The following is a 19,297-nucleotide window of genomic DNA, read 5'->3' on the forward strand; positions in this document are numbered from 1 at the left end:
GTCGTGGCCACCAAGGGCGACCTGATCGAGGCGCAGAACTTCTCGCGCCGACGCCTGCTCACCGCGTTCGTCAGCGGCGCTCCGGGCGGCAAGGAACTGCAGCCGACGTCTCCGCTGCGCGCGGTCATCGCGGCCATCGCCCTCACGGTCATCGTCGTGCTGGTCGGCGTGTTCTACGGCCTGATCCGCCCCGGCCTTCCGACGGGATGGGAGAACGGCAAGCTCGTGCTCGTCTCCGACACCGGGGCGCGTTTCGTCACCGTCGAGGGCGTCCTGCACCCCGTCATCAACACGGCCAGCGCCCGCCTGCTGCTGCCCGCGAGCGATTTCGGCGTGATCTCCACCGACCAGGCGACCCTGGCCGGCACGCCCGTGGGAGACACCCTCGGCATCACGGGAGCGCCCGACGAGATCCCACCCGCGTCGGGGCTCATCAACACCGGGTGGAGCGCGTGCGTCTCCGACGTCGCCGGCCTCGACGTGCGCCTGTCCACGGCGAGCGGTCCGGCCACCGCGACCGACCGCGCGGTCGTCGTCTCGGTCGACGGCATCCTGCACGTGGTGCTGGGGGGTCGCAGCTTCGCGGTGTCGAGCAGCGACGCCGACGCCGTGCTGCGCGCGGCCGGCATCTCGGCGCTGTCGCCGGTGACGGTGCCCGCGGCGTGGCTCGATCTGTTCACCGCCAGCACGCCCCTCACCCCCCTGACGCTACAGAACTACGGCGCCTCGGTGCCCGGGACCAACCTCAAGGTGGGCCAGGTGATCCGACAGGCCGGGTCGGCCGACGACGAGCGGTTCCTCGTGCAGACCGGCGGGGTGCTCGAGGCGCTGACCCCCCTTGCCTGGCAGCTCTACCAACTGGGCAGCGGCAGCGCGCTGAACGGCTCCGTGACCGAGGTCACCGCCGACGAGATCCGCACGCTCTCGACGGCGCCCACCGGCCTCGGCGACGAGTGGCCGCGCACCGGCTTCGAGACCGTCGCCGCCGGCGAGCGCCCCTGCGCGATCCTCACGAGCGGCGAAGGCCAGGCGACGACCGCTCTCGCCACCCAGCCGGCCTCGGCGCCCGTCACGGCCGGCGTACGGGTCGACCCGAGCCACGGTGCCCTCGTGCGCGCCGGAGGCCGCGGCGACCAGAGCTCGAGCGTGCTGACCCTGGTGGATGCCACGGGCACGGCCTACCCGCTGCCGAGCGCCACCGATGAGACCATCGCCCGCCTCGGTTACTCCCCCTCCGACGTCGCCGCCGTGACCGACGGGTGGACGGCGCTGCTGCGCACGGGCCCGTCGTTGAGCGAGAGCGCCGCGCAGCAGTCCCCGACCACGGGGTCGAAGTGACCCTTCGCCGGCGGACCGGCGGGTTCGGTGCGGCGATCCTCGTCGCGGGTCTGCTGCTGTCGGCCTCGCCCGCCGCCGCTCAGGCCTCGGGCCCGGCATCCGGTGTCGTGTCGTCGTCGCGCGACCAGTGCCTCGCGGCGACGCGGATCAGCCAGACCCCGCCCGCCCTCGACAAGCTGCAGAGCGAGGCGGCGTGGGAGCTCACCCGCGGCGCGGGCATCACGGTGGCCGTCGTGGATTCCGGCGTCGCCCCGAACCCCCACCTCGACGACGCGATCATCGCCGGCGTCAACCTCGTGCCCGACGGCACCGACGGCATCGGGCGCACCGACGTCTACGGTCACGGAACGGTGATCGCCGGGCAGATCGCCGCCCGGCTCATCCCGAAGTCGGGCGTTCAGGGACTCGCCCCCGAGGTGCGGATCCTGCCGGTGCGCGTGTACGCCGGCGACTCCGATCAGCAGGTCGAGGCCGGGTTCGGTCCGAACACCGCGCGCATGGCCGAGGGCATCCGCATCGCGGCCGACCGTGGCGCGCAGATCATCAACGTCTCGATGAGCACGACCGAGAAGAACGCGGCCCTGGCCGACGCGGTCGCGTACGCGCGCGATCGCGGCAGCCTGGTCGTCGCCAGCGCCGGCAACCGCGACTCCACCTCCGCGGTCGAAGAGAACGGTTCCGACGGCACGCGCTACCCCGCCGGTTTCTCCGGCGCCATCGGGGTCGCGGCCGCCAACGACGCGGGCGTCGTCACGAGTGCGAGCATCCGCGGCTCCCATGTCGCGCTGGCCGCCCCCGGGCAGAACATCGCGTCGGCGTGGCCGCAGGGCGGCGACTGCGCGGTCGCCACCGACGCCCCCGCCACCAGCTACGCCGCCGCCTACGTCTCGGCCGCGGCGGCCCTCGTCGCCGCCGCCCATCCCGACGAGACACCCGCGCAGTGGGCCTACCGCCTCGAGGCGACGGCCGTGCGGGCGCAGCCCGACACGCGCTCGAACTCGTCGGGCTGGGGCATCGTGCAGCCCTACGACGCGATCGTGCTCGTGCCCGGCTCAGGGCTCCGCGGCCCCAAGAGCCCCTTCCCGGGTGCCGCGTCCACGCCGCAGCCGACGCAGACGCCCGAGGCCGTCGCGGTGGTCGTCGGACCCGGACCGGATGCCGCGGCCATCACCCTGGCGACGGGGATCGGCGTCGGGGGTCTCATCGTGCTGGGCGCGATCGGAGCCCTCGCGGTCCTCGTGAGCCGACGCCGCGAAGAGACCGAGCCCCGCCGCCCCGCTCCCACGGGCCGTGGACTCTACGGAGACGCCCCGGCCGACTAGGCGATCGCGCCGGGACGCAGATCGATCTGCGCATCGCCGAGGCGGAGCCGCTCCGAGGCGAGAGCGGGGGTCTGCGCGCGCAGCCGTTCGCTGCGCCCGTCGTCGTGCAGCAGCGTCACGCCGTTCGTCGAGTCCAGGTCGGTGATGGTCCAGCCCGTCACCGTCCAGTCGAGCCGCGCATGCTGCTTCGACATGGTGCGCGTGTCGTCGGCGACCGCGATGTACTGCACGGATTCCTCGGTCTGCGCGGGTTTGCGTCCGAGCACGACGGTTCGTCCGGTGATGCTCACCTGCTCCCCGTCGGGGAGGCCGAGGATCCACTCCCCCCGGCGGCGGGAGCGGGGCCGAGCGGTCTGCGTCGATTCGTCGAGCGGCGCCGCGACCGGCATCTCGGCGCGGTCGGCGGCGGATGCCGTGGCGTCGGTCGTCTCGGCGACCCGGTCGAACGGCGCGCCGGTGTCGGCGGCCGCGGGTCCGTCCGCGGCGTCGATCCCCCCGAGGCCGCTCTCGGCGGTCGGGGCGACGGGGGCGGCACTCACCGGCGCGACGTCGTCGTGCTCGGCCGGGCCGGAATCGTCGCCGTGCACAGCGGAGCCGGAGGGGGGAGCGACCGGCACGGAGGATCCGACCTCGGGCGTCGTCGTGAGGACCGACGCGCCCCGCGGGGGGACGTCGACGGGTCCGGCCAGCACCGGTACGGCGGCGGGGACCTCGACCGAGCGCGAAGCGCGGCGGGTTCCGGCGGCCGCGGCCGGCGTTCCCGCCCCGGGGACCGCGGTCAGGGGACCCGACGAGGGCTCCTCGGCGTCGTCGACCGCGGCCTCGTCGACCGCGGGGTCGTTCGCGTCGTGGGGCTTCGCGGCATCCGGGGTCGCTCCGGGTGCGGCGAGGATCCCCGCCCACACGGGCGGCAGAACGAGCGCCAGCGCCGTCGTACCGGCACCGCGTCCCGACGCAGCGCCCAGGCGGTGCGCCGCGGTCGCCTTGAGCACGAGGGCGTAGACGTTGACGAAAGGCACGAGCAGCAGCACGGCGCGCACCGGGTCGACCCGCCCCAGCCGGAAGACCTCGGCGTCGTTCACGATCGGCACCCACGCGCGCCAGGGCTCCGCGCCGCGCGCCGCGAAGACGCGCGACAGGCCCATCGCGTACCAGACGTGCAGCACCACGGCGAGCACGAGTACCGCGCCCGCGGTCGTGGCGATCAGGCCCAGAGCGTTCATGCATCCCCCGTCGATGGTCTGCTCCGACGCTACCGTCTCGCGCGGCGCGCGCGGAGGCGTGGTCAGCCGATCGGTCGGGTCATCGCAACGGGCGGCGCCGGTGACACCGGATCCAGGTCCACGCGTCGGGCGGCGCAGCCCGTGCAGCGCACGTAACGCACGCGACCGGCGCTCGTGGCGTGCACCGATTCGGTGAGCCAGGCGTGTTCGTGGACGGATGCCGGGGCGGCGGGCAGGACGGTCGGGAGGGCGGTCATGGAACCAGCGTGATGTAATGCCGTTATGCATCTCAACCCTTACGGTGAGTACGCCGTCCTGTTGGCCGCCTCGCTCGCGAACGACTGGCCGGCCGACCGCGAGGGGATCGAACGCCGCACGCGCGAGAGGGGGATGACGATGACCTTCCCCGCGGCGCCCGACGACCACGAACGCACCCGCACCGTCGTCGACGAGTGGTTGCGGATCGTCGATGAGACCGATCCCGATGCGCGTGCCGCGCGGCTGAACGCCCAGATGGCCGCCGTGACGGCCTACCCGCGCCTGACGAACCACGACGGCGAGGGATGGCACCTGCACTACCGCGACAGCGACGAATCGCTCCCCCGCGTGCTCGCGGCGGTCATCTCGGTCGGCACGTCGCTGCACCTCGTCACCCGGGGAATGACCCGCCTCGCTCGATGCGCCGCCGAGCCCTGCGATCGCGTGGTCGTCGACGTCACGCGCAACGGCCGGCAACGGTACTGCTCGGTGCGCTGCGCGAATCGCGCCGCGGTGCGCCGCCATCGCGCGCGCGTCCCGCGCTGATCCCCTCGGCGGGGCGTGACGAATGTCACGGAGAGCGGTGACCGACGACACTGCCCGCCGAGGCGCGCCTCGGGTGTGCTGGAAGACGGGTGACGCTCACGGCGCCCGCCGTCGCACCCGAGGAGATCGAGAATGAGGAAAACCACGAAAGTGGCCCTGGTACTGGTGCCCGTCCTGCTGCTGGGCGTGCCCCTGCTCACCGTCGGCGTCACCTCGACCGTCAACGCCGTCGCCACGGCCACCGAGGCGGAGCGGATCGTCCCCTACGGCCAGCTCGTCCCGGTGGGGGAACACCGCATGAACGTGGTCGTCCAAGGCGATCACGACCGGACGATCGTGCTGCTCCCGGGCCTGGGAACGGGCGCCCCCGGCCGTGACTTCGCGCCCCTCATCGATGAGCTCGACGACACCTTCCGAGTGATCGCCGTCGAACCCCTGGGCACCGGCCTCAGCGACCAGACCGACGTGCCGCGCACGGCGGAGAACATCACGCGCGAGGTGCACGAGGCGCTGCAGTACCTCGGCGTCGACCGCTACATCCTGGCCGGGCATTCGATCTCGGGGATCTACGCCCTGACGTACACCGCCGCCTATCGCGACGAGGTCGACGCCTTCGTCGGCATCGACTCCAGCGTGCCCGACCAGCCGGGCAGCACCGAGGCGCTGCCGACGGATGCCCTGGCGACGATGAACGCCCTGGGCATCACACGCGTCCTGCAGGCGATCGGCCCCGACCCCTACGCGCGCGCCGACTTCGACGACAGCGCGAAGGAGCAGATGCGCATCCTGACGACGCGCAACGCGGCGGCATCCACGATGCTCGACGAGATGGATCGCACCGCGGCGAACTTCGCCGAGGTCAGCGCCCAGGTGTTCGCCCCCGACCTGCCCGTGCTGCTGTTCGTGCGCGCGGACGATCCCGACGGGGAGAACTGGGTCGGGCTGCACGAGCGCCAGGCGGCGAGCGTGCAGAACGGCGAGGTCGTCCTGGTGTCGGGCAGTCATTACCTGCACCACACGGCGGCCGCGGAGATCTCGGCCGAGACGACGCGGTTCGTGGGGTCCCTCAGCGAGTGAGGCCCCGACAGGACCGGGGGTACCAGATCCGTCCCCGACCGGGCGGGGATGGCGGAACACCACGGGACGCACGTACGTTGTCGTGGACACCGACGACGGACACCGACGACAGGAGACGCCCATGGCCGACGAACTGACCGTGACCCGAAACGACGAGGCGCGCCGCTACGAGATCCACGTGGGCGACGAGCTCGGTGGCTTCCTCGACTTCCGCCCCGCGGGTGAGGACCGCACGACCCTCCCCCACACCGAGGTCGACCCGGCCTTCGCCGGTCGCGGCCTCGGCAAGGTCCTCGCGAGCGAGGCGCTGGCCGACCTCGCCCGACGCGGCGGCAGCATCATCCCGTCGTGCCCCTTCGTGGCGCACTACCTGCGCGAGAACGACGTGCCGGGCCTCGTCGTGGAGTGGCCGAACGAAGACGACGCGGCCGACGCCGCCGGGCCCGGCGAACCCTCGTGACCCGACTCGACGTCGCCCCGCCGGCATCCGAGGGTCCGATCGCGTGCGACGGACCGCGTTCCCTCGTGATCGAGGCGCGCGAGGTGCCGTTGGGCGGCGTCCGGGGCATGGAGGTGCACCGCACGCTGCCGCATCGCGCCCTGCCGATGGTGGGGGCGTGGTGCTTCCTCGACCGGTTCGGCCCGCAAGAGACCCTCATGCGGGTCGAACCGCACCCGCACATCGGCCTGCAGACGGTGACGTGGCCGATCGTGGGCGAGGTGCGACACCGCGACGCGGTGGGCAGCGACGTCGTGGTGCGACCGGGGGCGCTGAACCTCATGACCAGTGGTGCGGGCATCGCGCACTCGGAATACTCCGTCGGCGAGGGCCCCATCCCCCTCGACGCCCTCCAGCTGTGGGTCGCGCTTCCCGACGCGCGCCGGCACGGTGCTCCCGCCTTCGAGCGACACGAGCACCTGCCCACGATCGACCTCGGCGACGGCGCCGACGCGGTCGTCGTGATGGGCGAACTCGGCGACGTGGCCTCTCCCGCGACGGTGCACACCCCGATCGTCGGGGCCGAAGTCCGGCTGCCCGCCGGCGTGACCGTGCGCGTGCCCCTTCGCCCCGAATGGGAGTATGCCCTCTACGGAATGACCGGCCACGCCGACGCCGTGACGGGAATGGATGCCGTCGACGCCGACGCCGCGCGACGACCGGCGCCGGGCCTGGAGCCGGGATCCACCGCGGCGATCGACGACAGCCGGCTGGTGTACGTCGGCAAAGGACGCGACCACCTCGAACTGCGCAGCGACGGCGGCGCCCGGGTCTTCCTGTTGGGCGGAGAGCCGTTCGAAGCCGACATCGTGATGTGGTGGAACTTCGTCGGCCGCTCGCACGACGAGATCGTCGAGGCGCGCGACGCCTGGGAGGCCCGGGCCGACCGCTTCGGCACGGTGATCGATCACGGCCCCGAGCGCATTCCCGCTCCGCCCCTGCCCGCGGTGCGCTTGACGCCGCGGCGGCGGCGCGACTGACGCGTCAGTCCGCGGAGCGCGCAGGGCGCACGAGTCCGACCCGACCAGCGAGCCCGGCGTGAAACGCCTCGCCGAGACCGCCGAGCCGCGGCATCCGGTGCCCCTAGACTCGGGGGAATTCGAGGAGGAACCATGCGCCGTCGCACCGTCGCACAGCACGCGCGCCTGCGGTCCCCGCACCCGATCGCTCAGCTGCTCACCGTTCTCGCCGTCGCCGTCGTGGTGGTCCTCGTCTCGGCCGCGGGCGTTGCCGCGTACACCGCCTACGACCTGACCACGAGCTTCACCGAAGAGGCCGTCGTCGTCGAGAACCAGCCGCCCGTCCCGCCCGACCTCAGCGAGCTCGAGGGCGGCGTGAACATGATGGTCGTCGGCATCGACGCGTGCGAAGAGAGCCTGCGCGAGGTCTTCGGCGAGCGCTGCGAGGGCCCCGACGCCGAGGGGCAACTCAACGACGTCAACATCCTCGTGCACATCTCCGATGCCCCGCGTCGGGTGACGGTGGTGTCGTTCCCGCGCGACCTGCTCTTCGACGCCCCGGCCTGCGACACCGCCGACGGCGACCGCTGGGGCGGAGGCTACGTGCAGATCAACGAGATCTACACCTACGGCGGACTGTCGTGCGTGATGACGGCGATCTCCGACATGAGCGGGCAACCCGTGCAGTTCGGCGCGATGGTCACCTTCGGCGGCGTGATCGAGATCACCAACGCCATCGGCGGCGTCGAGATCTGCCTCGCCAGCGACATGCGCGACGAGAACACCGGCATCGACTGGGCCGCGGGTCCGCGCACCATCCAGGGTCTCGAGGCCCTGCAGTTCCTGCGCACCCGCTACGGCGTGGGCGGCAGCGACCTCGCGCGCGTGAGCAACCAGCAGCAGTATATGTCGCGTCTGGCCCGCAAGCTCGTCAGCGAAGAGGTGCTGTCGAACCCGGCGACGCTGTTCCGTCTGGCCTCCACGGGGTTGCGCAACGTCACGCCGACACAGAGCCTGACCAACCCGCTGACGCTCGTACAGATCGCGTCCGCGGTCAAAGACGTGCCGTTCCAAGACATCGTGTTCGTGCAGTACCCGACCGTTCAGGCCAGCGCCGACGCCAACCGCGTCGAGCCGAACTACGACGCGGCGCAGGTGCTGTGGGACGCCCTTCTCGCCAACCAGGGCATCGAGGTGACCGGCGACGCCGGCGCGAACGGGGGCGTCGTCGTCGCAGAACCCGCTCCCGGTGAGGCCGTGCCGAGCGAGGCGCCCTCCGAGGGCGAAGCGGTCGAGCCCGGAACCGTCGACCCGAACACCGGCGCGGTGGCCCTTCCCGAGTCGATCACGGGGTCGAGCGCGGCGCAGCAGACGTGCAGCGCCGGCGTGGTGAACTGACCGGCGTCGCCGAGGTCCCCCGAGCCGGCCGGATTCGTCACGCTCAGCAGCCTCCCCCGTGACCAGCCCGACTCGACCGGCGGGGCGTCCAGCGATCCCTGCGTCGCCGCTACGCTGAGCGGGTGTCCCTGGCATCCGGTCTCTCCACGCGCGTGCTGCTCGTCTGCGCCGCGATCGGGGTGGGGACCGGCATCGTGGGCGGTGCCGCCGGGTGGCTGACGCTGATCGTCCTGGCGGGCGCACCCTGGGCCTACGGGCTCGTGCTGGGCTCGCACGTGCTGCCCGGAATCATCGCGCAGCAGGTGGTGCGCCGCGCCGGGGTGGCCCTGGTGACGCACGTGCTCGCCGCGCTGGTGGCGAGTGCCATGGCGCCGCAGTGGACGTTCCGTTTCCTCGGCACGGCCCTGCTGTTCGGCGGGATCCAAGAAGGCGTCGCCGCCCTCACCCGGTACCGCGTGTGGGCGTCCGTGCGCTTCTACGGCTCGGCGCTCGTGATCGGCGCGCTCGTCGCCGTGGTCGTCTGGTTCGCGGCCGACATCGCCAGCCTCGCGCCGGTCACCCGCGTCGCCTACCTCGTGATCGGCGTCGCGGGACCCGTGGCCTGGACGGCAGTGGGGCTCGCCATCGGCTCGGGTCTGCGTCGCGCCGGAGTGGGGCGCGGTCTCTCGACGACGAAGTGAGCGCGCGCGGCCAACTTAGGCTGCACTAAGTTAGGGCGTACTCACTCCTCGAGGACTCGCCCGTGACCGCTCACCCCCACCCCGATACCGCGCCCACCCGCGCCGACACCGGGGCTCTGCTGCGCATGCGCGACGTGGCCATCACCCACCTCGACGCCGCGACGCCCACCCCCTCCGCGCTTCGTCTGGACGTGAACCCCGGAGACGTGGTGCTGCTGCTCGGTCCGAGCGGATCGGGGAAGTCCACGGCGGCGCTCGCCATGAACGGCCTCATCCCGCACGCCGTGCCCGCCACGGTGGAGGGCACGGTGAGCGTCGGGGGAAAGGATGCCGCGACCACGCCCGTCGCCGAGCTCGCGACCACCGTGGCCATGGTCTTCCAAGACCCCGATGCACAGCTCGTGACGGGCACCGTTCTCGACGAGGTGGCGTTCGGACCCGAGAACCTGCGGCTCCCCGTCGAGGTCGTGCTCGCCCGCACCGAAGAGGCCCTGCGCCGCGTGGGCCTGTGGGAGCGTCGCCACGACGCCCCCGACGTGCTCTCCGGCGGCGGACGTCAGCGTCTGGCCATCGCCTGCGCGCTGGCGATGGGCTCGCCCCTGCTCGTGCTCGACGAGCCGACCGCCAACCTCGACCCTCGCGGCGTCGACGACGTGTACGCGGCGCTGCGCGACGTCGTCGCCGAGGGTGACCGGGCGATCGTGCTCGTCGAGCACAACCTGGATGCCGCGATGGGTCTGGTCGACCGCGTCGTCGCCCTGGATGCCACGGGCCGGGTGGTCGCCGACGGCGGCGTCGACGACGTGCTGCGCGACCGCGCGGAGCAGTTGCACGCGCTCGGGGTGTGGCTACCCACGGCCACCCTCGCGGCCCTGCGCCTGCGACGGGCGGGATACGACATCGCCCCCTTGCCGCTGACCCCTCACGAGTTGCGACGGGCGCTCGAGATGATCGCCCCGCCCTCGACGGCCCCCGCTCCCCCGCCCCCGCGACGTGGCATCGGCGACCCCCTCGTGCAGGTACAGGGGCTGACGATCTCGCGCGGGCGCACGCGCGTGCTGCACGGCGTCGACCTGTCCGTCGGCGCGGGCGAGTTCGTCGCCGTCGTCGGCGCCAACGGCGCGGGAAAGACGACCCTCGTGCAGGCCCTGGCCGGGGTGCTGCGCCCGCCGCGCGGAACGGTACGGATCGCCGGTCTCGACGTTCGCCGCACCGATCGGCGCACGCTTTCGCGCCACGTGGGCTTCGTGTTCCAGAACCCCGAGCACCAGTTCATCGCGACGACCGTGTTCGACGAGATCGCCCACGGCCTGCGCCGACAGCGACTCTCCGACGACGAGGTCCGCGCGCGCACCGAGGCACTGCTGCAACGGTTCGGCCTCGCCGACAAGGCCGCGGTGCACCCCTTCCTGCTCTCGGGCGGTCAGAAGCGGCGGCTGTCGGTGGGAACCGCGCTCGTCGGCGGTGCCCGACTGCTCGTGCTCGACGAACCCACGTTCGGCCAGGACCGCGCCCGCGCCGAGGAACTGCTGCGCCTGCTCGACGACCTGCGCGACGACGGCACGACCATCGTCGTCGTGACCCACGACATGCAGGTGGTCGCCGAGCACGCCGACCGTGTGATCGTCGTCGACGACGGTCGGATCGCCGCCGACGGACCGGTCGGCGACATCTTCGACGACGAGGACGTCGTCGGGCGCGCGGGCCTGCGCACGCCCGCGCTGCGGCGCGCCTTCGCCGATCTGCAGCGGCATCCCGAGCTCGCGTCCGTGCTGCGACTGCGCGACCTTCCGGGCGGGGCCGCATGACCGCCCCCGCCGCGGCACCGACACGCGCCGACACGACCGCCGTCACCCGCGGCCGGCGCGGCACGCGGTGGCTCGGGGGTCTCAACCCGCTCGCCAAGATCGCGGGCCCGGCCCCCGCCATGATCGCGCTGGTCTTCGTGCGCGACCTGAGCACTCCGATCGCGTTCCTCTGTCTCGCCTACGCCCTGCTCCTGACCGGAACGCGTCTCACCCCGCGTCTCGTCGCCCTCCTCGCCGGGGTGGTGCCCCTCTCGATCGTGGTGATCGGCCTGGGCTTCTCGCTCTGGGTCGACCCCGCACGGGTGGAGGCCACCACCGCGCTGATCCGCGTCGGCGAGTGGGTGCTCACCGACGGGGCGGTGTCCACGGGCCTGTCGACCGCGCTGCGGCTGGCCGCCATCATGACGCTCGCCTTCGTCGGCGGACTGACCACCTCGGGCCCCGACCTGGTGAGGGCGTTGGTGCAGAACCTGCGTGTGCCCTACCGCATCGGCTACGCCGCTCTCGCAGCGATCCGCTTCGTCCCGCGCTTCGGCCACGAGCTCGACGTGATCCGCCAGGCGCATCGCGTGAGGGGAACGCGGGGCGGCGTGCTCTCGGCACCCGCGCGCGGGATCGGGTACGTCGTGCCCCTCTTGGCCGGGGCCATCCGCCACGCCGAACGTGTCGCCCTCGCGATGGATGCGCGGGCGTTCGGCGCCCACCCCGACCGCACCGAGCGCCACCGCGTGCCCTGGCGCCGGCGCGACACCGTCTTCACCCTGGCGTTCTGGGCGGTCTCCGCCGCCCTCTTCGTCGTTCCCCGCCTGTCCGTCTGATCCGATCCGGAGCATCCATGTCGCGCATCTCGACCGTCTTCCTGCTCACCTGCGCCGCCATCGGCGTCGCCGGCGGCATCATGCTGACCGCCGCCAACTGGGTGTCGACGGTGCTGTTCGCCGCCGCGCCGTTCGCGGCGGTGGCACTCGCCGGGCTGTGGCTGGTGCCCGCGGCCGTCGCGATGCGCCTGCTCGAACGCCCCGGTTCCGCGCTGCTGGTCGGGCTCATCTCGGGCCTCGTGGCCGCGCCGCTCTCCGGGTACGGGTGGGGCAGCGTCGCGACCAACCTCTGGTGGGCCTTCTTCGTCGAGCTGCCGTTCCTCGTCGTGCTGTACCGGTTCTTCCACCGGTGGCAGTTCTTCGCCGGAGCCGTCGTGGTGGCAGCCGTCTACCCGACCCTCGCCTGGGCGTCTTTCGGACTCGACACGTTCGCGCCCCTCACCGTCGTGCTCTTCTACCTGCTGACGCTCGTGGCATCCGCTGCCGGGATGGCCATCGGTATCGCCGTCGCCGATGCTCTGCGCCGCGCGGGAGTCGCACGCCTCGCCCGCCGCCGCCCGCGGACGAGCGCCACCTGAGGACGACCCCGCCGGAGGACGATCCGGCCGGCGCGCGGCGTCGCGGCACGACCTCGCGTACGGCCGGACCGCGGCCTTGTCCGCCGTCGGAGTCGAGGAGCCGGAGGCCCCCTCCGACGCCTCGACGTTCAGTACGAGGGCGCCCCAGGGAGGCCGAAGAACTCCTCGAGGGTGGCGTAACCGCCCTCGTGGTACGCGCGGGCCAGCTCGGGGCCGATGTAACGCAGGTGCCACGCCTCGGGCTCGTACCCGCTGATGCCCTCGCTGCCCTCGACGTAGCGGGTGATGAAGCCGTACTCCCACGCGTGATCGCGCACCCACGCGCCCTGCGGCGAGGCGGCGACGTCGTCGAGCGTCGCGCACGAGCCGTTGCACGGCACGATGTCGACGGCCAGGCCCGACTGGTGCTCGCTGTACCCGGCGCGGGCGCTCTCGCGGTCGGCGGCTTCGACGCCGCCGACGGCCACGCGGCCCGCGTACGTCGACTGCTGCGTGCTGTACGAGCGGAAAGCGCTCAGGTAGCCGATCTCGCCGGCACCGGCGTCGGAGGCCGCGCGCACGAGCTGGGTCAGCGCCCCGGCCGCGGGCGCGCGCAGCGCCGACTCCTCGAGCGCGCGCACGCTGTCGGGCATCACCAGGTCGCCCGGGCGGTAGTCGACCGGATCGTACGCGCGCTGCTTGTTGACGACCATCCACTCGCGGTTCGGGTCCGACAACGACACGCAGGGCGCGATCCCGGATGCCACCGCTGCGCGGAAGGCGCCCCCACCGCCCGCGGCCGCGATCGCACCGGCGTCGTCACCCGCGGCCAGGGCCGAGGTGAAGGCCGGGTCGTCGCACGGCGTGGAGGTGGCGGCGACGGCCGCCTGCTGCACGACGGGCAAACCCTCGTCGGGCACGGTGGGGGGCCCCGCGACGACGGCGGCGACGGGCGGAGCGTCGGTGTCGGCCGCGACGCCACCGGGGGATCCCGAGGTCGCCGCACCGATCGCGATGGCGAGGGCGGCCACCACGATGACGGCCCCGCCCACGGCGACAAGGCGACGGCGGCGGAGGACCGGGATCGAGGCCGTCGTCGGCGCGGCGGTCGCGGCCGTGGCCTCGCGCAGCCGGCGTCGGGTGGCGAGGGCCGCCGTGTCGGTGGCGGGCCGCTCGGCGGCGGGGATCGGGGGCACGGGCTCGGCCGCGGCGGGCGGGAGCGAGAGGGCCGCCGTCGCGAGTCGCTCGGCCTCCGCGCGCGCAGCGCGGCGGGGCGAGAGCTCGGGATCGTGCGACATGACGACTTCCATTCTCGCCCCGGATGGGAGGGGAGTCGAGTCGCGACGCCCGGCGCAAGGCGGATCCTTCGCCACTCGCATCACCCACCGGGCGAAAAACTGCGCCGGGACGGACCAAAATCCGCCCCGTCGCCCAGCCCTGTGCCAGCCGCAGGAGAAGGTCGGTGAGGACGATCCTGCCGTTCCGGCCCCGACCGGACAGGTGCGCACCACCGCCGTCGTTGAAGCCACCTGCCCCGACCTCGAACGTCCCACGACGGAAGAAGAGACGCATGACTCCCCCACCGATCTCCCGCCGCACCCTCGTCACGGGAGCGGCGTGGTCCGTGCCCGTGATCGCCCTCTCCGTCGCCACCCCGGCAGCCGCCGCCGCGTCCGGGATGGCGACGGCGTCGTTCGATGCGCCGACCTACACGGTCGACTTCACGAGGCTGCTCTCGGGGGTGGTCGTGCGCGTCACGAAAGACGGTGCTCCCCTCGCCGGAGCCGTGGTCACCGTGTCGTTGAGCGCCGGAATGACGTTCACCCCCGGGGGCACGACGAGCCTGCCCGTGACGACCGGTGCCGACGGGTCGGCCCAACTGCCCGACATCGAACTCGCCGAGACGACGGCATCGGGAACCCTGTCCGCCACGTCGGTGGGCGTGACCCCCGCCTCGGCCGCGGTCACGTCGTCGGTGCGCAAGCTCGTCTGGGTGACTCAGCCCGCAGCTCCCCAGGACGGACAGTCGAACAAGATCACCAAGAGCGGAGTGGGCGTGCGACTGCTGCGGGTGGACGACACCTCCGCGGGAGCCGGAGAAGTCGTGACCTTCATGATCCCGCGCGGCCCCGCGAGGTGGAAGGACTACGTCGGACCGACCGTGCAGACCCGCACCACCGACGCCACGGGATTGGCGGTGTCGGACGTCCTGTTCACCACCGGGTTCTTCTCCGAGTACGACATCACCGTCGCCGTCAGCCACCCGTACGCGCCGACGATCTCTTACGACCTGCCCTACGAGTCGGGCGTCGTCGTGGTGACCCCGTCGACGGTGTCGTTCGACGCGCCGACCTACACCGTCGACTCGTCGAGACTGCTCTCGGGAGTGGTCGTACGCGTCTCGAGAGACGGCGCACCTTCCTCCGGAGACGTGGTGACCGTTTCTTTGAGTGCCGGGATGACGTTCACCCCCGGGGGCGCCACAAGTATCCTCGTGACGACCGGTGCCGATGGGTCGGCCCCCCTTCCCGGCATCGAGCTCGGCGAGACGACCGCATCGGGAACCCTGTCCGGCTCGGCTGCGGAAACGTTCCCCGCCTCCGCCACGATCACGTCGTCGGTGCGCAAGCTCGTCTGGGTGACGCAGCCCGCGGCTCCCCAGGACGGGCAGACGAACAAGATCACCAAGAGCGGAGTCGGCGTGCGGCTCCTGCGGGTGGACGGCACCTCCGCGGGAGCCGGAGAAATAGTGACCCTCATGATCACTCGCGGCCCCGCACGCTGGCGGGACTACGTCGGACCAACCGTGCAGACCCGCACAACCGACGCCACAGGATTGGCGGTGTCGGACGTCCTGTTCACCACCGGTTACTTCTCCCCGTACGACATCACCGTCGCCGTCAGCCACCCGCAGGCGCCGACCATCTCCTACGACCTGCCCTACGACTCGGGCGAGGGGGGCGGGATCATCACCATCGGGTGAGCGCGGGCGGCGGACTCGTAGAGGCCGACGCTCCGGCTCCGACGGGTCCCGTCGATCACGTGCTCGTCCTGCTCGTCGTTCACCGCTGCGCTTGCGGCAAAGTAGAACATGTGTTCGAATGTTCGACATGAGATGGCAGGGGCAGCAGCTGGGCGTCGACGACCCGTCGGCGCTTCCCGGTATGGAGCGCATCGACGGTCTCGTCCGATCGGTGACGACCCCCGAGTTCGCCGGAATGACGTTCCACGAGGTGCAGTGCAAGAGCGCTCTGAATCGCGTGCCCGGCATGTCGGCCATGCCGTTCGACTGGACCGTGAACCCGTACCGGGGCTGCACGCACGCGTGCTCGTACTGCTTCGCCCGCAAGACGCACGAGTACCTCGACCTCGACTACGGCGCCGACTTCGACTCCCAGATCGTCGTCAAGGTCAATGTCGCCGACGTGCTGCGCACGGAGGTGCGTCGGGGATCGTGGGCGCGCGAGCCCGTCATGCTCGGCACGAACACCGACCCCTACCAGCGCGCCGAGGGGCGATACCGCCTCATGCCCGACATCGTCGGCGCGCTCACCGACAACGGCACGCCCTTCTCGATCCTCACCAAGGGCACGCTCCTGCGCCGAGACCTCCCCCTGCTCGCCGACGCCGCCACGCAGGTGAAGGTCTCGTTGGCGATGTCGATCGCCGTCTTCGACGACGCCCTGCAGAACGCGATCGAGCCGGGCACCCCCAGCGCCGACGCCCGCCTCGACACGGTCCGCGCCGCCACCGCCGCCGGCTTCCGCGTCACGGTCTTCCTCATGCCGATCCTGCCGCACCTGACCGACTCGCTCGCCCTACTCGACGACGCCCTCGCGCGCATCCGCGCCGCCGGCGCGGCTCGCGTCGTCTACGGCGCGCTGCACCTGCGTCCGGGCGCGAAGCAGTGGTTCCTCGAATGGCTGGGGCGCGAGCAACCGCACCTGGTGTCGTCGTACCGCGGTCTCTACCCGGGCGTCTCCGCCCAAGCGCCCAAGGCCTACCGCACCTGGCTCGGCGCACGCATGCGTCCCCTGCTGCGCCTGCACCGACTCGACGGGTGGGACGAAGACGACCACCCTCGCGGGCGACCGCAGCCGGGCCTCGCCGCCCGCGCGACGCCGACGAGCAGCCTCGGTCCGGTCCGTGGCACCGGGCCCTCGGCATCCATTCGCCCCCGCGTCGCTCCGGCCAGCGAGCCGCGGCTCTTCTGAACGCACGAGACCCCCGCCGCGGACGCGACGGGGGTCTCGATCGAGGCGGATTACGAGGTGACGTCCGCGAGCTGGCGGCCCGAGATCTCTTCGATCAGGTCGTCGCCGAGCTGCGCCGGCTCGAAGGGCGCCTGGATCTCGGCGCGGTCGAGCAGCTCGGTCATGCGGCGCTGACGCTGCCGCGTGATGAGCGTCACCACGGTGCCGCTGCGACCGGCGCGGCCGGTGCGGCCCGAACGGTGCAGGTACGTCTTGTACTCGTCGGGGGCGTCGGCCTGGATCACCAGGTCGATGTCGTCGACGTGGATGCCGCGGGCGGCGACGTCGGTGGCGACGAGCACGTTGACGCGACCCGAGGTGAGCTTCTCGAGGTTGCGCGTGCGCTTCTGCTGGTTGAGGTCACCGTGCAGCGCGACCGCGGCGATACCGGCGTCGTCGAACTGCGCGGCGAGCGTCTCGGCGTACGCGCGGGTACGGGCGAAGACGAGGGTCTTGCCCGGGCGGTCGACGAGCGAACCGAGGATCTCGGCCTTGTCGCGGTGGTCGATCACGAGCACGCGGTGCTCGATGGTGCCCGAGTCCTGGTCCTCACCGGCGACCTCGTACACGGCCGGGTCGACGAGGAACTCGTCGACGAGGGCGGCGACCTCACGGTCGAGCGTGGCCGAGAACAGCAGCTTCTGGCTGCCCTTCGCGGTGGCGCGCAGGATGCGCTGCACCGGCTCGAGGAAACCGAGCTCGCACATGTGGTCGCCCTCGTCCAGCACGGCCACCTGCACCTGCGACAGGTCGAGCTTGCCCTGGTTGAGCAGGTCTTCGATGCGGCCGGGGGTGCCGATGATGATGTCGACGCCCTTCTTCAGCGCACCCACCTGGCGGGCCTGGGGCACGCCGCCGTAGATCTGCGTGGTGAACAGGCCGACGCTGCGGGCGATGACCTGCACCGTGCGGTCGATCTGCAGGGCCAGCTCGCGGGTGGGGGCGAGGATAAGGGCCTTGGGCGCGCGAGCGAACTGACGCTTCTCGCCCGCCTGCGAACGCAGGACGCTCTCGACCATGGGGGCACCGAACGCGATGGTCTTGCCCGAGCCGGTGCGACCGCGCGCGAGCACGTCACGACCGTCGAGGATGGGCTTCACCGTCGCCGCCTGGATGGGGAACGGCGTGGCCGCGCCGAGGCTGGCGAGGGCACGGACGATGTTGTCGCCGAAGCCGAGCTCGGCGAAGCCGACACCGGTCTCGGTCGCGACGTCCACGGCCTGCGCCTGCAGGCGCTCGTGCACGACGTCGACGCGCTGCTCGTGCTCGGCCGAGCGCTTCGGGGTGGCGTTCCAGTCCGCGCGGTTCGGGCCATCGGTGCGGCGGGGACGCTCGTCGCGGGCGGGACGGTCACCGAACGAACGGGCCGGGCGCTCGTCGAACGAACGAGCCGGACGCTCGTTCCGGTCGAACGACCGGGCGGGACGGTCGTCGGTCGAACGGGCGGGGCGGTCGTTGCGGTCGAACGAGCGCGCGGGGCGGTCGTTACGGTCGAACGAACGGGCCGGACGATCGCTGCGATCGAACGAACGCGCCGGGCGATCAGTGCGGTCGAACGAACGCGCCGGGCGATCAGTGCGGTCGAACGAGCGTGCGGGACGGTCGCTGCGGTCGAACGAACGAGCGGGACGGTCATCCGACGAACGGGCCGGACGCTCGTCGCGGCGGTCGAACGACCGGGCGGGACGCTCGCCGGCATCGCGACGGGGACGCTCGTCGCGGGCGGGACGGTCCGAGAAGTCGCGACGGGGACGCTCGTCGAACGAACGGGCCGGACGGTCACCGAAGTCACGGCGGGGACGCTCGTCGAACGAACGGGCGGGGCGGTCGCCGAAATCACGACGCGGGCGCTCGTCGCGGAACGACGGGCGCCCGTCGCCGGTGGCGCGGCGGCTGTCGCGGTCGACGCGATCCACGCGAGGGGCGCGGTCGTCGCGAGCGGGGCGACCGGAGCGGTCGTCGAACGAACGGGCCGGGCGGTCACCGAAATCGCGGCGGGGACGGTCGTCGAACGAACGCGCGGGGCGATCGTCGAACGAGCGCGCCGGGCGGTCGGTGCGGCCGGAGCGGTCATCGCGGGCGGAGCTGCGGATGCCGCGCGACTCGTCGCGACCGACGCGGTCCTGTGCGCTCCAGCGACGCTTGTCGGGGGCGGCCTCGGCCTCGGGACGGTAACCGCGGTGGCTCGGGCTCTTGCTGCCGGGCTTCGCGGACGCGGCACCCTCGGGGCGGCGCTTGCGGTCCTGGAACGAGGTCTGCGCACCGTAGCGCGGCTCGAAGTTCTTGGCGGGGCGGCCGCCGGCGGGCTTCTTGTTCTTGGGCATGACGATGTCCTTCTGGGTTCTGTTTCGCGCGAGACAGCGGCACCGCGCGCAGCGGTGCGAAACCCGGACATCCGTCGGCCGGGGGCCATTCACTAGTGATGGGAGGACGCGATCGCGTGCTCTCCATCGGCCCCTTGGACTACAAACCCATCCGCGCATCACGCGCGGTGTCCAGAGCCGACTCACCGACGTTACCGGTCGCGGCTGGGAATGGCATCCATGTCCCCATCCGTGCAG

The 19,297-nt window shown here is 72.4% G+C and carries 17 protein-coding genes; 13 read left to right on the forward strand and 4 right to left on the reverse strand.

Annotation, left to right across the window (positions count from 1 at the left end; translation table 11 throughout):
• The first annotated feature begins 3 nt into the window (after positions 1-3).
• Positions 4-1,338 carry a type VII secretion protein EccB gene (gene eccB, locus IFU40_RS00210; RefSeq protein ID WP_191924979.1) on the forward strand — a complete coding sequence of 445 codons (1,335 nt, stop codon included), beginning with the start codon at positions 4-6 and terminating at the stop codon, positions 1,336-1,338.
• A complete protein-coding gene (locus IFU40_RS00215; protein WP_191924980.1) occupies positions 1,335-2,660 on the forward strand; it encodes a S8 family serine peptidase in 1,326 nt (441 codons plus the stop codon). Before eccB ends, IFU40_RS00215 begins: the two co-directional genes overlap by 4 nt.
• Here the strand turns inward: IFU40_RS00215 and IFU40_RS00220 are convergent.
• Together IFU40_RS00220 and IFU40_RS00225 are read right to left on the reverse strand one after the other, a co-directional pair.
• On the reverse strand, positions 2,657-3,883 hold the full coding sequence (locus IFU40_RS00220; protein WP_191924981.1) for a DUF5684 domain-containing protein: 1,227 nt from the start codon (positions 3,881-3,883) through the stop codon (positions 2,657-2,659). The two genes, IFU40_RS00215 and IFU40_RS00220, sit on opposite strands and share 4 nt — an antisense overlap.
• 62 nt (positions 3,884-3,945) lie before the next feature.
• Positions 3,946-4,140 (reverse strand): hypothetical protein, encoded by a 195-nt coding sequence (locus tag IFU40_RS00225; protein WP_055935621.1) that lies wholly within the window; start codon positions 4,138-4,140, stop codon positions 3,946-3,948.
• 25 nt (positions 4,141-4,165) lie between these two features.
• On the opposite strand from IFU40_RS00225, the gene IFU40_RS00230 reads away from it, so the two are divergent.
• The 9 genes from IFU40_RS00230 (at position 4,166) to IFU40_RS00270 (ending at position 12,504) form a co-directional block, all read left to right on the forward strand.
• A complete protein-coding gene (locus tag IFU40_RS00230; protein ID WP_191924982.1) occupies positions 4,166-4,687 on the forward strand; it encodes a CGNR zinc finger domain-containing protein in 522 nt (173 codons plus the stop codon).
• A gap of 132 nt (positions 4,688-4,819) precedes the next feature.
• Complete coding sequence (locus IFU40_RS00235; RefSeq protein ID WP_191924983.1) at positions 4,820-5,764, forward strand: alpha/beta fold hydrolase; 945 nt, start codon at positions 4,820-4,822, stop codon at positions 5,762-5,764.
• 121 nt (positions 5,765-5,885) lie between these two features.
• A complete protein-coding gene (locus IFU40_RS00240) occupies positions 5,886-6,224 on the forward strand; it encodes a GNAT family N-acetyltransferase (protein ID WP_055935615.1) in 339 nt (112 codons plus the stop codon).
• Positions 6,221-7,243, forward strand: coding sequence for a pirin family protein (locus tag IFU40_RS00245; protein WP_191924984.1), 1,023 nt, complete (start codon positions 6,221-6,223; stop codon positions 7,241-7,243). Before IFU40_RS00240 ends, IFU40_RS00245 begins: the two co-directional genes overlap by 4 nt.
• A 132-nt stretch (positions 7,244-7,375) precedes the next feature.
• Entirely contained in the window at positions 7,376-8,620 is a 1,245-nt protein-coding gene (locus IFU40_RS00250; RefSeq protein ID WP_070408687.1) for an LCP family protein, read from the forward strand.
• 122 nt (positions 8,621-8,742) lie between these two features.
• Positions 8,743-9,300 carry an ECF transporter S component gene (locus IFU40_RS00255; protein ID WP_055831879.1) on the forward strand — a complete coding sequence of 186 codons (558 nt, stop codon included), beginning with the start codon at positions 8,743-8,745 and terminating at the stop codon, positions 9,298-9,300.
• 125 nt (positions 9,301-9,425) lie between these two features.
• Positions 9,426-11,108 (forward strand): ABC transporter ATP-binding protein, encoded by a 1,683-nt coding sequence (locus IFU40_RS00260; RefSeq protein ID WP_191925522.1) that lies wholly within the window; start codon positions 9,426-9,428, stop codon positions 11,106-11,108.
• Positions 11,105-11,926: an energy-coupling factor transporter transmembrane component T family protein gene (locus IFU40_RS00265; protein ID WP_191924985.1), complete on the forward strand. Its 822-nt coding sequence runs from the start codon at positions 11,105-11,107 to the stop codon at positions 11,924-11,926. Before IFU40_RS00260 ends, IFU40_RS00265 begins: the two co-directional genes overlap by 4 nt.
• Positions 11,927-11,943: 17 nt before the next feature.
• Positions 11,944-12,504 carry an ECF transporter S component gene (locus tag IFU40_RS00270; protein ID WP_055831885.1) on the forward strand — a complete coding sequence of 187 codons (561 nt, stop codon included), beginning with the start codon at positions 11,944-11,946 and terminating at the stop codon, positions 12,502-12,504.
• 128 nt (positions 12,505-12,632) lie between these two features.
• Here the strand turns inward: IFU40_RS00270 and IFU40_RS00275 are convergent, their stop codons facing one another.
• Positions 12,633-13,781: a M15 family metallopeptidase gene (locus IFU40_RS00275; RefSeq protein WP_191924986.1), complete on the reverse strand. Its 1,149-nt coding sequence runs from the start codon at positions 13,779-13,781 to the stop codon at positions 12,633-12,635.
• 272 nt (positions 13,782-14,053) lie between these two features.
• Between IFU40_RS00275 and IFU40_RS00280 the strand changes: the two genes are divergently transcribed.
• Together IFU40_RS00280 and IFU40_RS00285 are read left to right on the forward strand one after the other, a co-directional pair.
• On the forward strand, positions 14,054-15,466 hold the full coding sequence (locus tag IFU40_RS00280; RefSeq protein WP_070408691.1) for a hypothetical protein: 1,413 nt from the start codon (positions 14,054-14,056) through the stop codon (positions 15,464-15,466).
• A 127-nt stretch (positions 15,467-15,593) separates the two neighbouring features.
• Complete coding sequence (locus IFU40_RS00285; protein ID WP_070409893.1) at positions 15,594-16,697, forward strand: Rv2578c family radical SAM protein; 1,104 nt, start codon at positions 15,594-15,596, stop codon at positions 16,695-16,697.
• A gap of 50 nt (positions 16,698-16,747) precedes the next feature.
• Here the strand turns inward: IFU40_RS00285 and IFU40_RS00290 are convergent, their stop codons facing one another.
• Positions 16,748-19,060: a DEAD/DEAH box helicase gene (locus IFU40_RS00290; RefSeq protein WP_191924987.1), complete on the reverse strand. Its 2,313-nt coding sequence runs from the start codon at positions 19,058-19,060 to the stop codon at positions 16,748-16,750.
• Positions 19,061-19,297: the final 237 nt, after the last annotated feature.

This window comes from Microbacterium sp. CFBP 13617, assembly GCF_014839445.1.
Taxonomy (GTDB): Bacteria; Actinomycetota; Actinomycetes; order Actinomycetales; family Microbacteriaceae; genus Microbacterium.

Coding starts and splice junctions, on each gene's coding strand:
- IFU40_RS00220 (WP_191924981.1), bottom strand. CDS start 3,883: ATGAACGCTCTGGGCCTGATCGCCACGACCGCGGGCGCGGTACTCGTG.
- IFU40_RS00225 (WP_055935621.1), bottom strand. CDS start 4,140: ATGACCGCCCTCCCGACCGTCCTGCCCGCCGCCCCGGCATCCGTCCAC.
- IFU40_RS00230 (WP_191924982.1), top strand. CDS start 4,166: ATGCATCTCAACCCTTACGGTGAGTACGCCGTCCTGTTGGCCGCCTCG.
- IFU40_RS00235 (WP_191924983.1), top strand. CDS start 4,820: ATGAGGAAAACCACGAAAGTGGCCCTGGTACTGGTGCCCGTCCTGCTG.
- IFU40_RS00240 (WP_055935615.1), top strand. CDS start 5,886: ATGGCCGACGAACTGACCGTGACCCGAAACGACGAGGCGCGCCGCTAC.
- IFU40_RS00250 (WP_070408687.1), top strand. CDS start 7,376: ATGCGCCGTCGCACCGTCGCACAGCACGCGCGCCTGCGGTCCCCGCAC.
- IFU40_RS00260 (WP_191925522.1), top strand. CDS start 9,426: ATGCGCGACGTGGCCATCACCCACCTCGACGCCGCGACGCCCACCCCC.
- IFU40_RS00265 (WP_191924985.1), top strand. CDS start 11,105: ATGACCGCCCCCGCCGCGGCACCGACACGCGCCGACACGACCGCCGTC.
- IFU40_RS00270 (WP_055831885.1), top strand. CDS start 11,944: ATGTCGCGCATCTCGACCGTCTTCCTGCTCACCTGCGCCGCCATCGGC.
- IFU40_RS00275 (WP_191924986.1), bottom strand. CDS start 13,781: ATGTCGCACGATCCCGAGCTCTCGCCCCGCCGCGCTGCGCGCGCGGAG.
- IFU40_RS00280 (WP_070408691.1), top strand. CDS start 14,054: ATGACTCCCCCACCGATCTCCCGCCGCACCCTCGTCACGGGAGCGGCG.
- IFU40_RS00285 (WP_070409893.1), top strand. CDS start 15,594: ATGAGATGGCAGGGGCAGCAGCTGGGCGTCGACGACCCGTCGGCGCTT.
- IFU40_RS00290 (WP_191924987.1), bottom strand. CDS start 19,060: ATGCCCAAGAACAAGAAGCCCGCCGGCGGCCGCCCCGCCAAGAACTTC.